The 12,647-nt window shown below is 68.8% G+C and carries 13 protein-coding genes; 8 read left to right on the forward strand and 5 right to left on the reverse strand.

From position 1 onward, the window contains the following. Position 1: 1 nt before the first annotated feature. The 7 genes from AAW13_RS13180 (at position 2) to AAW13_RS13210 (ending at position 8,355) form a co-directional block, all read left to right on the forward strand. The gene (locus AAW13_RS13180) at positions 2-658 is read left to right on the forward strand and encodes a rhomboid-like protein (RefSeq protein WP_206306207.1); all 657 of its coding nucleotides are present in this window, start codon (positions 2-4) and stop codon (positions 656-658) included. A gap of 9 nt (positions 659-667) precedes the next feature. Beyond that, positions 668-2,074, forward strand: a complete 1,407-nt coding sequence (locus AAW13_RS13185) for an NAD(P)/FAD-dependent oxidoreductase (protein WP_046730971.1) — start codon at positions 668-670, stop codon at positions 2,072-2,074. A gap of 181 nt (positions 2,075-2,255) precedes the next feature. After that, complete coding sequence (gene iolC / locus AAW13_RS13190; protein ID WP_046730972.1) at positions 2,256-3,209, forward strand: 5-dehydro-2-deoxygluconokinase; 954 nt, start codon at positions 2,256-2,258, stop codon at positions 3,207-3,209. Continuing rightward, positions 3,202-4,071: a Cgl0159 family (beta/alpha)8-fold protein gene (locus AAW13_RS13195; RefSeq protein ID WP_420855459.1), complete on the forward strand. Its 870-nt coding sequence runs from the start codon at positions 3,202-3,204 to the stop codon at positions 4,069-4,071. Before iolC ends, AAW13_RS13195 begins: the two co-directional genes overlap by 8 nt. Continuing rightward, positions 4,068-4,976 carry a 5-deoxy-glucuronate isomerase gene (gene iolB, locus AAW13_RS13200; RefSeq protein WP_079178798.1) on the forward strand — a complete coding sequence of 303 codons (909 nt, stop codon included), beginning with the start codon at positions 4,068-4,070 and terminating at the stop codon, positions 4,974-4,976. Before AAW13_RS13195 ends, iolB begins: the two co-directional genes overlap by 4 nt. Further along, positions 4,973-6,850 (forward strand): 3D-(3,5/4)-trihydroxycyclohexane-1,2-dione acylhydrolase (decyclizing), encoded by a 1,878-nt coding sequence (iolD, locus tag AAW13_RS13205; RefSeq protein ID WP_046730974.1) that lies wholly within the window; start codon positions 4,973-4,975, stop codon positions 6,848-6,850. Before iolB ends, iolD begins: the two co-directional genes overlap by 4 nt. Positions 6,851-6,864: 14 nt before the next feature. Then, positions 6,865-8,355: a CoA-acylating methylmalonate-semialdehyde dehydrogenase gene (locus tag AAW13_RS13210; protein WP_046730975.1), complete on the forward strand. Its 1,491-nt coding sequence runs from the start codon at positions 6,865-6,867 to the stop codon at positions 8,353-8,355. A gap of 26 nt (positions 8,356-8,381) precedes the next feature. On the opposite strand, the gene AAW13_RS13215 is transcribed toward AAW13_RS13210, so the two are convergent. Continuing rightward, positions 8,382-8,750, reverse strand: coding sequence for a MarR family transcriptional regulator (locus AAW13_RS13215; protein WP_046730976.1), 369 nt, complete (start codon positions 8,748-8,750; stop codon positions 8,382-8,384). Between the two features lie 128 nt (positions 8,751-8,878). Between AAW13_RS13215 and AAW13_RS13220 the strand changes: the two genes are divergently transcribed. Then, complete coding sequence (locus tag AAW13_RS13220) at positions 8,879-9,526, forward strand: ANTAR domain-containing protein (protein ID WP_046730977.1); 648 nt, start codon at positions 8,879-8,881, stop codon at positions 9,524-9,526. 22 nt (positions 9,527-9,548) lie between these two features. Here the strand turns inward: AAW13_RS13220 and AAW13_RS45900 are convergent, their stop codons facing one another. From AAW13_RS45900 to AAW13_RS13235, 4 genes are all read right to left on the reverse strand, one after another. Continuing rightward, positions 9,549-9,725, reverse strand: a complete 177-nt coding sequence (locus AAW13_RS45900) for a hypothetical protein (RefSeq protein WP_167391709.1) — start codon at positions 9,723-9,725, stop codon at positions 9,549-9,551. A gap of 309 nt (positions 9,726-10,034) precedes the next feature. Beyond that, positions 10,035-10,364, reverse strand: coding sequence for a DUF3040 domain-containing protein (locus tag AAW13_RS13225; protein ID WP_046731010.1), 330 nt, complete (start codon positions 10,362-10,364; stop codon positions 10,035-10,037). Between the two features lie 392 nt (positions 10,365-10,756). Further along, positions 10,757-11,461: a macro domain-containing protein gene (locus AAW13_RS45565; protein ID WP_143145001.1), complete on the reverse strand. Its 705-nt coding sequence runs from the start codon at positions 11,459-11,461 to the stop codon at positions 10,757-10,759. 186 nt (positions 11,462-11,647) lie between these two features. Continuing rightward, positions 11,648-12,577 (reverse strand): toll/interleukin-1 receptor domain-containing protein, encoded by a 930-nt coding sequence (locus AAW13_RS13235; RefSeq protein ID WP_071659529.1) that lies wholly within the window; start codon positions 12,575-12,577, stop codon positions 11,648-11,650. Positions 12,578-12,647 lie beyond the last annotated feature (70 nt).

Here is a 12,647-nt window from a genome sequence, read left to right on the forward strand (position 1 = left end):
CATGGGATTTCTCCGGGGCCTCGGCGGCAGGGTGTGGGCGTACGTCCGCGGCGCCCCCGGCACGTACGTCTGGCTGGCGATCCTCTTCGTGACGACCGTCGCGCTGCACCACATGTCCCCGGAGTTCGAGCAGCAGTTCCTGCGGCAGCGCTCCACCAACCTGCGGGAACTGTCGGACAACCCGGTACGGGTGCTGATCGCCAGCGCGATGTGGATCGACGGCGGGCACTGGGTGCCGTACGCCCTGCTCTACACCGTCTTCCACGCGCCGGCCGAACGCTGGCTGGGTACGCTGCGCTGGCTGGCGGTGTGCGTCCTCGCGCACGTGCTGGCGACGCTGATCAGCGAGGGCGCCCTGCTGGCGGGCATCCACGACGGCCTCGCCCCGCCGTCCGCGGTCAACACCCTGGACATCGGGGTGAGTTACGCGCTGGCCGGGGTGATCGGGGTGCTCTCGTACCGGATCGCGGCGCCCTGGCGGTACGGGTACGTCGTGGTCGTCCTGCTGGTGTACGGACTGCCCCTGACCGAGTCCCCTGGCTTCACCGACCTGGGACATTTCGTCGCCGTACTGATCGGTCTCGCCTGTTACCCGCTGGCCGGAGGGCGCGGAAAAGCATGGAATCCGAAGGAGACACTGGCCGCTCTCAAGGGTTAGCGTCCCGGCATGAGCAGCTCGGCAAGCAGTGTCGTCAACGGTGGCATCTCCTTCTGGTACGCGCACGACGGTCTCCCCGCGGTCCGGGAGCCGCTCGCCGGTGACGCCTCGGCGGACGTGGTGATCGTCGGCGGCGGCTACACCGGTCTGTGGACCGCGTACTACCTGAAGAAGGCCGCCCCCTTCCTCCGGGTCACCGTCCTGGAGCAGAAGTTCTGCGGCTACGGCGCCTCCGGCCGCAACGGCGGCTGGCTGTACAACGGCGTCGCGGGCCGCGACCGGTACGCCGCGCTGCACGGCCGGGAGGCGGCCGTACGCCTCCAGAAGGCCATGAACGAGACCGTCGACGAGGTCGTCGCGGTCACCCGGGCCGAGGGCATCGACGCCGACCTGCACAAGGGCGGGGTCCTCGAAGTGGCCACCACCCCGGCCCAGCTGGCCCGTCTGCGGGCCTTCCACGAGCACGAGCTGTCGTACGGCGAGAAGGACCGTGAGCTGTACGGTGCCGGGGCGACCCGGGAGCGGATCCGGGTCGTGGACGCCGTCGGCTCCACCTGGACCCCGCACGGCGCCCGGCTGCACCCGGTGAAGCTGGTGAAGGGGCTGGTGGCGGCCGTGGAGGCGCTCGGGGTGGAGATCCACGAGTCCACCCCGGTGACCGAGATCCGGCCCAAGCACGCCGTCACGCCCTACGGCACGGTCCGCGCCCCCTACGTGCTGCGCTGCACCGAGGGCTTCACCGCGAACCTCAAGGGGCAGCGGCGCACCTGGCTGCCGATGAACTCGTCGATGATCGCCACCGCGCCGCTGACCGAGGAGCAGTGGGAGTCGGTGGGCTGGTCGGGGCTGGAGACCCTGGGCGACATGGCGCACGCCTACATGTACGCCCAGCGGACCGCCGACGGGCGGATCGCGCTCGGCGGCCGCGGGGTGCCGTACCGCTTCGGCTCGCGGACCGACAACGACGGCCGGACGCAGGCGGCGACCGTCGAGGCGCTGCGGGAGATCCTCGTCCGGTTCTTCCCGTCGCTGGCCGGGGTCGCCGTCGAGCACGCCTGGTCCGGGGTGCTCGGGGTGCCGCGCGACTGGTGTGCGACCGTCACCCTGGACCGTTCGACCGGCCTGGGCTGGGCGGGCGGGTACGTCGGCTCCGGGGTGGCCACCACGAACCTCGCCGCCCGGACCCTGCGCGACCTCGTCCAGCTCGACTCGGGGCAGGCCGGCCGCACCGACCTGACCGAGCTGCCGTGGGTGAACCACAAGGTCCGCAAGTGGGAGCCGGAGCCGCTGCGCTGGCTCGGCGTCCAGGGCATGTACGCCACCTACCGCGCCGCCGACCAGCGCGAGCGACTGCACCCGAGCACCACCTCGTCCCGGCTGGCCCAGGTCGCGGACCGGGTGGCGGGACGGCACTGACCCACCGGCACTGACCCACCACCGCGGCCCGGCGGTACGACGCCCCCCGTGATCACCGATCACGGGGGGCGTCGCGTTGCCGGGAGAACCTCACCTCGCAGGGTATTGACATAAGTATGTCCTGACATACTCTGGACGGAGCGCCCCCGTGGGGCACCCCAGGTGAAGGGAAACCAGTCTGATGTCGTTCGAAGTGCTGACCGTCGGCCGCGTGGGAGTGGACGTGTACCCGCTCCAGACCGGCGTGGGGCTGGCCGAGGTCACCTCGTTCGGCAAGTACCTGGGCGGGAGCCCGACCAACGTGGCGGTGGCGGCGGCCCGGTACGGGCGGTCGGCGGCCGTGATCACGAAGACCGGCCGGGACCCCTTCGGCGACTTCGTCCGCACGGCCCTGGACGGCTACGGCGTGGACACCCGCTTCGTCGGGACGTCGGACATCGCCCCGACCCCGGTGACGTTCTGCGAGATCTTCCCGCCGGACGACTTCCCGCTGTACTTCTACCGGCTGCCGAAGGCCCCCGACCTGGACATCCAGCCGGCCGAGCTGGACCTGGACGCCGTCCGGGACGCCGGGATCTTCTGGATCACCGGCACCGGCCTGAGCGAGGAGCCCAGCCGCTCCGCCACCCTCGCGGCCCTGGCCCACCGGGCGAAGTCCGGCACGACGGTCTTCGACCTCGACTGGCGCCCGATGTTCTGGCGGGAGCCCGCCGAGGCCCGCGCGTTCTACGCCGAAGCCCTGCGGCACACCACCGTGGCCGTCGGCAACCTCGACGAGTGCGAGGTGGCCACCGGCGAGCGCGAGCCGTACGCGGCGGCGCAGGCGCTGCTGGCGGCGGGCGTGGAGCTGGCCGTGGTGAAACAGGGCCCGAAGGGCGTGCTGGCCGTGGACCGGGACGGCTCGGCCGCCGAGATCCCGCCGGTGCCGGTGGACGTGGTGAACGGCCTGGGCGCGGGTGACGCCTTCGGCGGCGCCCTCTGCCACGGCCTGCTGTCCGGCTGGGACACCCGGCGCACGGTCTCCTTCGCCAACGCGGCCGGCGCCATCGTCGCGAGCCGGCTGTCCTGCTCCGACGCGATGCCCACCGAGGCCGAAGTCAACGCCAAGCTGGACGAGGTGACCAGTGCTGTCTGAAAAGCTGAACCGGATCGTGGCGGCCCGGGTCAACGACCCCGGTGCCATCGCGGCGGCCGCCGAACGCCGGGTGAGGGCGACCTCGCTGCTGGGCGAGCACGGCAAGGCGATGATCATCGCCGCCGACCACCCGGCCCGCGGCGCCAACGGCGTCGGCGACGACCCGAACGCCATGGCCGACCGCTTCGAGCTCCTCGACCGGCTGTGCGTCGCCCTGGAGCGGCCGGGCGTCACCGGTGTCCTCGGCACCGCCGACATCCTGGAGGACCTCCTCCTGCTCGGCGTCCTCGACGGCAAGTCCGTCTTCGGCTCCATGAACCGCGGCGGCCTGGCAGGCTCGGTCTTCGAGATCGACGACCGGTTCACCGGGTACGACGCCGAGACCATCGCCGCGATGGGCTTCGACGGCGGCAAGACCCTCACCCGCATCGCCCTCGGCGACCCGGCGACCCCCTCCGTCCTGGCGGACACCGCCCGCGCCGTCAACGAACTCAACGACCGGCGGCTCATCGCGATGGTCGAACCGTTCCTCTCCACCTGGCAGGACGGGAAGATCCGCAACGACCTGTCGACCGACGCCGTGATCAAGTCGGTCACCATCGCGTCGGGCCTGGGCCGGCGCACCGCCTACACCTGGCTCAAGCTGCCCGTGGTCGAGAACATGGAACGCGTCCTGGCCGCCTCCACCCTGCCCGCGCTGCTGCTGGGCGGCGAGGTCAGGGACGCCGAGGCGGCGTTCGCGTCCTGGGGCCGGGCGCTGAAGCAGCCGACCGCGCAGGGCCTGGTCGTGGGCCGTTCCCTGCTCTACCCGGCGGGCGGCGACGTCGCCGGCGCCGTCGACAAGGCGGTGGGTCTGCTGTGACCTCCGTGCACACCGCCAAGTACCACCTGCCGAAGGGCACGTCGGCGGACGGCCCCTACGACCTCCTGGTCACGCCGGAGTCGGCGGGCTGGGGATACTCCGGCCTGCGGATCCTGACCCTCGGGCCGGGCCAGACGCACGCCCTGTCCACCGGGGACTCCGAGTTCCTGGTGCTGCCGCTGGCGGGTTCCTGCACCGTCACCACGGACGGCAGCACCTTCGAACTCACCGGCCGGACGGGCGTGTTCGCCTCGGCCACGGACTTCGCCTACCTCCCGCGCGAAGCCGAGGCCGTGATCAGCAGCGCGGCCGGGGGACGGTTCGCGCTGCCCTCCGCCCGTACCGAGCGGGGAGGTCACCCGGCCCGGTACGGGCGCAAGGAGGACGTCCCCGTCGAGCTGCGCGGCGCCGGGGCCTGCTCACGGCAGGTCAACAACTACTGCCTGCCGGGCACGTTCGACGCCGAACAGCTGCTGGTGTGCGAGGTGCTCACGCCGGGCGGCAACTGGTCCTCGTACCCGCCGCACAAGCACGACGAGGTACGCGTCGACGCGGACGGCCGCCCGGTCGAGTCCGAGCTGGAGGAGATCTACTACTTCGAGGTCTCCGACGGCAGCGGCGGCGAGGGGAGCGGCTTCGGCTACCAGCGGGTGTACGGCACCCCGGAGCGGCCGATCGACGTGCTCGCCGAGATCCGCTCCGGCGACACCGTGCTGATCCCGCACGGCTGGCACGGCCCCTCGGTCGCCGCGCCCGGCTACGACCTCTACTACCTCAACGTCATGGCCGGTCCCGGGCCGGACCGGGCCTGGCTGATCTGCGACGACCCCGCCCACGGCTGGGTGCGCGGGACCTGGGACGCCCAGGACGTGGACGACCGGCTGCCCTTCGGAGAGGACCGATGAACACCGTACGACTGACCACAGCCCAGGCCCTGGTCCGCTTCCTGGCCAACCAGTACAGCGAGCGCGACGGCCAGGAGCAGCGCCTGATCCCCGGCGTGTGGGGCATCTTCGGCCACGGCAACGTGGCCGGCGTCGGCCAGGCCCTCCTCCAGGCCGCCACCACCGGTGAGGCCGACCTGCCCTACTACCTCGCCCGCAACGAACAGGGCATGGTCCACGCGTCGGTGGCCTACGCCAAGATGCGCGACCGGCTGGCGACCTTCGCGTGCACGGCCTCCACCGGCCCGGGTTCGACCAACATGATCACCGGTGCCGCACTGGCCACCACCAACCGGCTGCCGGTCCTCCTGCTGCCCTCCGACATGTTCGCCACCCGCGCCGCCGACCCCGTACTCCAGCAGCTGGAGGACACCCGCGGCGGCGACGTCACCGTCAACGACGCGTTCCGGGCCGTGTCGAAGTACTTCGACCGCGTCCAGCGTCCGGAGCAGCTGATCCCGGCCGCGCTGGCGGCGATGCGGGTGCTGACCGACCCGGTCGAGACCGGCGCCGTCACCCTCGCGCTGCCGCAGGACGTGCAGGCCGAGGCGTACGACTGGCCGGTCGACTTCTTCCGGCGCCGGGTCTGGCACGTGGGCCGCCCGGTGCCGGAGCCCGCCGCCGTCGAGCGGGCCGTGGCCCTGCTGAGGAACGCGAGGAAGCCGCTGATCGTGGCCGGCGGCGGTGCCGTGTACTCGGGCGCGGAGACCGCGCTGCGCGCCTTCGCCGAGGCCACCGGCATCCCGGTCGCCGACACCCACGCCGGCAAGGGCGCGGTGCCGTGGGACCACCCGTACGCGGTCGGCGGTATCGGCTCCACCGGGTCGTACGCGGCGAACGAGCTGGCCCGCGAAGCCGATGTCGTCGTGGGCATCGGCACCCGCTACAGCGACTTCACCACCGCCAGCCACACCGTGTTCGGCAACCCGGACGTCACGTTCGTCAACCTCAACGTGGCCCGCCTGGACGCCGTCAAGCACTCGGCGGAGCCGCTGGTGGCGGACGCCCGGCTCGGCATCCAGGCCCTGGCCGGAGCCCTGGACGGCTGGGAGGTGTCCCCGGAGTACCGGCGTCACAGCCGTGAACTCATCGCCCGCACACGGGAGATCGAGGACGCCTGCTTCCACGTCGGTCACGGCCCGCTGCCCGCGCAGACCGAGATCCTCGGCGCGCTGAACGACGTCCTGGACGACCGCGCGGTGGTCATCAACGCGGCCGGTTCCATGCCCGGTGACCTCCAGCAGCTGTGGCGGGCCCGCGACCCGAAGGCCTACCACGTGGAGTACGCCTACTCCTGCATGGGCTACGAGGTGGCGGCCGGCGTCGGCGCGAAGATGGCCGACCCCTCGCGTGACGTCGTCGTGCTGGTCGGCGACGGCTCGTACCTGATGATGGCCCAGGAGATCGTGACCATGGTCTCCGAAGGCCTGAAGGTCATCATCGTCCTGGTCCAGAACCACGGCTTCGCCTCCATCGGCGCGCTCTCCGAGTCCCTCGGCTCGCAGCGGTTCGGCACCAAGTACCGCTACCGCGACGGCGATTCCGGCCAGCTGGACGGCGATGTCCTCCCCGTCGACCTGGCCGCGAACGCGGCGAGCCTCGGCGCGGACGTCCTGCACGCCACCTCGGTGGAGGAGTTCCGTTCCGCGATGGACAAGGCCAAGGCCGCCACCCGCACCACCGTCGTGCACGTCGAGACCGACCTCTACGGACCCAACCCGCCCGGTCACGGCTGGTGGGACGTGCCCGTCAGCCAGACCTCCGCCCTCGACACCACCCAGGCCGCCCACGACACCTACGCCACCCACAAGCGCGCCCAGCGGCACTACCTCTAAGGACACCCCACCCCGTGAACACCATCCCGCACTGGATCAACGGCTCCCCGGTCTCCGGCACCACGACGGCCCCCGTCTTCAACCCGGCCACCGGTGCCGAACAGGCCCGTCTCGTCCTCGGTGCCGCCCCCGAGGTGGACGCCGCCGTCCAGGCCGCCGCTGCCGCGTTCGAGACCTGGTCGGAATCCTCGCTCTCGCAGCGCACCCAGGTCATGTTCGCCTTCCGCCAGCTGCTCGTGGAGCACGAGGAGGAGCTGGCCCGGATCATCTCCGCCGAGCACGGCAAGACCGTCGACGACGCCCGTGGCGAGATCACCCGCGGCCGCGAGGTCGTCGAGTACGTCTGCGGCCTCGGCGACGTGCTCAAGGGCAGCTTCTCCGACCAGGTCTCGCGTGGCGTGGACGTGCACAACTTCCGCCAGCCCCTCGGTGTCGTCGCGGGCATCACGCCGTTCAACTTCCCGGCGATGGTGCCGCTGTGGATGCACCCGGTCGCGATCGCCACCGGCAACACGTTCATCCTCAAGCCGTCCGAGCGCGACCCCTCCGCCGCGAACTTCGTCGCCGACCTGTACCAGAAGGCCGGCCTGCCCGACGGCGTCTTCAACGTCGTGCACGGCGGCAAGGACGCGGTCGACGCGATCCTCACCCACCCGGGCATCGAGGCCGTCTCCTTCGTCGGCTCCACCCCGATCGCCAGGTACGTCCACGAGCAGGCCACCGCGCACGGCAAGCGCGTCCAGGCCCTCGGCGGCGCCAAGAACCACGCCGTCGTCCTCCCGGACGCCGACCTGGAGTTCGCCGCCAACCACATCACCGCCGGCGCCTACGGCTCCGCGGGCGAACGCTGCATGGCCGTCTCCGTGGCCGTCGCGGTGGGAGACGCGGCCGACGCCCTGGTCGGGATCCTGGAGCGCAAGGCGAACGAGGTGCAGGTCGGCCCCGGCGACCGGCCCGGCACCGAGATGGGCCCGCTGGTCACCAAGGCCGCCCAGGAACGCGTCGAGAACGCGGTCGGGGGCGCCGCCGCCCAGGGCGCCACCGTCGTCGTGGACGGCCGCGGGCTGAAGGTCGAAGGACACGAGGACGGCTTCTTCACCGGCCCGTCCCTCCTCGACCACGTCACCACCGAGATGGACGCCTACAAGGAGGAGCTGTTCGGCCCGGTCCTCGCGATCGTCCGCGCCGAGAGCCTGGACCAGGCGATCGACCTGATCAACGCCAACCCGTACGGCAACGGCACCGCCCTGTTCACCGCCTCAGGAGAGGCCGCCCGCCGCTTCCAGCGCCGGATCAAGGTCGGCATGATCGGCATCAACGTGCCCGTGCCGGTCCCGATGTCCTACTACTCCTTCGGCGGCTGGAAGGACTCGCTCATCGGCGACAACCCCATCCACGGCCCCGAGGGCGTCCGCTTCTACACCCGGCCCAAGGTCGTCACCACCCGCTGGCCCGAGCCCAGGCAGCAGGTCGCCGCCGGGTTCGACTTCCCGACCTCCAACTGACCGACCGCACCCCGGAAAAGACCAGGTCACGGACGACGTGAACTGGTCTTTTCCGTTGCCTGGGGACTCGGCCCGGCCTGGCGTTCCGCCTCGACCTGGACCAGCATCGCGAGCAGGGAAGCGACCGTGAGCCCCGCCTCGGCCGGATGGCGCAGCACCTTGCCGGGGTCGATCCGGTACTGGTTGGCCCGGCCGTTGCGGGTGTGGGAGAGGTAGCCGTCCTCCTCCAGATCGGAAATGATCTTCTGGACGGCGCGTTCGGTGAGCCGGCAGCGGGCCGCGATGTCCCGGATCCGCACGTTGTGGTTGTCGGCGATGCTGGCCAGCACGCGCGCGTGGCTCGTGAGGAACGTCCACCCGTTGTGCGGCTCGGGAACTGCGTCGACTCCCACCATGTGTCCACCGTACGACCGTCTGTTCACGAAGACAAAAACACGAACATGATTTCACGTATGTCTTGACGCGTCTTCGTGTTCGTACGAATCTGGGAAGGGAGAGACGAGGAGAGGATCCGGAGGCGACCATGCTGGTGCAGGCGGGACCGACCGGCGACCGGGTGACCGTCGCGCTGAGCGGCGAGTACTGCCTCGACGACGGCCAGACCCTCCAGCACGCCCTGCACGACGCCCTCGGCCGTTCGGCCGCGGGCGTGGACCTGGACCTCTCCGGCCTGGCGTTCGCGGACTGCTCCGCGCTCAACGTGCTGCTGGCCGTGCGCGGTCAGGCGGCCGCCACGGGCAGAACGCTCACCGTCACCGCCGTCAGCCCGGCCGCGGAACGCCTGCTGACGTTCACGGACACCTACGCCCTCTTCACCGCGCCGGCCGTCGCCACGGACGCGTCCCACACGGCGCCCGAGAGAGTCCTCCAGACCGAGGTCGTGCAGCTCCGCCGCGCGCTGCGGACCCGCCCGGACATCGATCTGGCGCGCGGCATCCTCATGGCCACCTTCGGGCTGAACGCCGAACAGGCATGGCAGGCACTGGTCCTCACCTCCCAGCACACCAACCTCAAACTGCACCGGCTGGCGGAGGACGTGGTGACGACGGTGGAGGGTGCCTCGCTGCCGGAACCGGTCCAGCGGGAGCTGACAGCGGCCGTCTCCCGGGTCCGCGGTGCTACCGGCACCGAGGACACACGGGAGACGGTCCCCCAGGCCCGGGGACGTTGACCACCCGGGGCCCGGCCGTCGCTCAGTCGTCACCTCTGACGATGTTCCACTCGGCGCCGGACCGCGCGGCGGGCGACGCGCTCTCGTCCGCGACGGCGGCCACACAGGTACGTACTCCCCTGCGCGGGAGATGACGCTTCTTCGCCCAGCCGGTCCTCGCCACTCGCAGGGCGGGCTTCTGTGCGGTTGGCCTGGTCACGGCGTCTCATCTTCTCTCTGCGTATTGCCTGTTCGCCGAGTACCCGCCGCCCCGCGAGCAAACACCGGCCACCGCGGTCACGGGCCGAGCAGCCCCGACACCGCCTGCTCCACGGGCCCCTGGGTGGCCGGGCCGCCTCCAGCACGTGGTCGCGCTTGGCCGCCTCCTGCTGCTCGCGGAACCGCTGGTGGTAGAGGTACTGACGGCGGCCCGCCGGATCGGTGACCGTGCGTCCCGCGGTGTCGAGACAGCGGAAGCCGCGACCGCAGCGCCGCCGGCCGTGTCCCGGGGCGCGCACGTCGCTGGTTCTCAGCCGCATCGGCGGTACCGGTTCCGGGGGCGCCCGTCGCGGCCGGGGTGGCACAGCAGCCGTATCCCCTGCACCAACGTCAGCGGCCACACCGCGGCGAGGCACCACAGCACCACGGGGTCCGAGGTCCGGATGCCCACGACCATCAGGAAGACGGACGCCACGCCCAGCAGCGCGACCGACAGCCCCAGCCAGCCCCGGGCAGGCGGGGCGCCCATCCGGCGGGCGAAGCGACGGTCGCGGCGCAACTCGGCCTCGATCCCCCACAGCGCGAGGCGTTCGTACGGGGAGAGCCGTACGTCGTCCGACGGATCCGCACCCTCAGCCATGGTCACGGCACCTTCCTGGGCGGCGAGCAGATTCGCACCGGCGCCGGCTCCGACGGCAGGGGGTGCTCGCAGCCGAGTGCCCGCGTCGCGACGGCCGATGCGGACCACTCGGAAAAACCGAAAGGCCAGGTCACGAGGTGTGACCTGGCCTTGTCCGAGCCCCCTGTCGGATTCGAACCGACGACCTACGCATTACAAGTTGTCCGATCTTGGTCCGGGGACGTCCATGGCGGTAGTTGGGACCCAGGTCAGACGGCTATTCGGATGAGAGCGGATGTCTATGGACAAGGTCGGATCGACCGGCTAGCGAGACCACAATTGAGACCACCCCAAAGTGCTCCCGTGCCGCTCTCAGCACCGGCACGTAATCCAACCGATTGACCAATTGGTCATCAAAGCGAGCCGAGAAATGCCTGCACTTCACTCAAGTTCACCTCGTCGGCACCGGATGGGTGCACGACTACTGTCAGCTTTCTAGAAATCAAGGAAACGCGAGAACTGGCCACGAATGAGAGTATGATCATTTTGATCAGACTCTCGCGCCCAAGACTTCCAACTCTCGCAAGATCAGATCCAAGGACAGGAACCGCCACGGGCTGCAATTGACCACTCGAAGCGACTGCCGACCACACGCTGCTTAGACCCTGCCAGAGATAATCAACACTTGATCGAGCAACTAGGTCATTACTCATGTGCGAGTACGCGACGCAATAGTATCTATTCGCCCCCTTGGCAACAACAGCGACAGTGCCTAGGGGGTAACGATCGCGCTTACCCCTTGGCTTACTGACTTCGCTCTCCGACTCACGGATGGCCGCGCCACTCAACGCCACTTCCAGAGCCGCATCGAGAGCAGAAGCGTCCCCGCTAAAAACTTTGTCGAGAAACTGGGCCTGTACGCTTCTAGGAGCGATAATATCCCCGGCTTCAGTCGAAGTATCGAAAACATCCGTGAAGCCGATAATCAGGTCAGACTGCTCGGCAAACAAATCCCCCACTTTCACAGTTACAGAAAAGTCAGGCTGTTTGAAATGTCGACCGATTGATTGACGAGGAGCAGATCGCATGAGCGCCCACAGGCAAGAAAGAGCGATCATCCCGACTATCGTTCTCCCGCCCTGAAGTTCAACGGTTGGCCGTACCGCCAGAACGAGTTGCACAATTCCCGCTAACGCGGCGAAGAAGAATGAAAAGTGCGCAGAGAGGAGCGCCCACCCTCGCCGCGAACGGAAGATGGCAACCAAGCGAGTCATCGCGATACCCTGAATACTCTTTAAGGGTGACTAGAAAGGCGGGTAAGAAGCTTCCTCTGTGCCGTCCGGCCTATAAAGCGTAATGCCAACCATGTAATCTACCGCAAGATTTGAGAGTTCGAGCGCTACTGCACGCGCCTTCAAAATCCCCTCTTCGGTGCACACAAACTCGATCTGCGATCCACCACCGACAACCACGGATTTCGTTACACGCGAACGCCCACCGATCAACTCCCGGGCCATGCTCCCCACCCGCTTGGCTCGTTCCCTTCGACCAGCGACTGTCGATGAATCGTCTGCATCACTGGTGATCCGAACTTCCTTCGGGTCGTTAATCGTATAGTGGGATGTGGTTCCCCCGGTGCTTCCGATCGACTTTTCCAGAGCACCGATCCGCGTGTGTTGTTCTCGCGCCAGCTTGACTAGTTCATCAAGAATCTCGGGAACCTCCCGTTGCGCAGTTTCAGTAGGTGGATTCGCGTTCCGGATCGAGGTCAATTGGACTGCCAAGTCACCCCAGAACCTGTCGAACATCGTCCGCAGCCTTGCCTGTTCGACAGGCGGCTCACATTTTTCATTGATGGACTTTACCATCGCCCATACGTCGGTTTCGTTCGAGCTATCAGCCGCTTGGAATTGAGTAAGAGGCCCAGAAGAAAGATCTTTTACTTGCATATCTAGCAGGAAAGGAATCAGTGAACTTTCCCCCAACTCGCGCGACAGGGCCCCTGATTCAAAGTTAATCCAGGGTGCAGATTGATTCTCACGAGTTACGCAGACAATGCCGAACGAGCATTCTTGAAGCTGGCCCGCGATTTTAGCGAGCCCTCGCTCCCCCTTCGAAATATCCTGAGATGAGACGAACGGGGAGATGGCGTTATTCATGTACGGCAGCCAGTCTCGGAGCGCTTCCGCGCACAGCTTCGCCATGTCCCCCGACCAGCTGATGAAAATCTGCATGCGTCTGTACCCCCCACGGCACCGTTCTGGTGAGCACTCATGATGCCCCAACTAGGACCTTAGGATCCGC

It is taken from the genome of Streptomyces humi (assembly GCF_001005085.2).
In the GTDB taxonomy this organism is placed as follows: domain Bacteria; phylum Actinomycetota; class Actinomycetes; order Streptomycetales; family Streptomycetaceae; genus Streptomyces; species Streptomyces humi.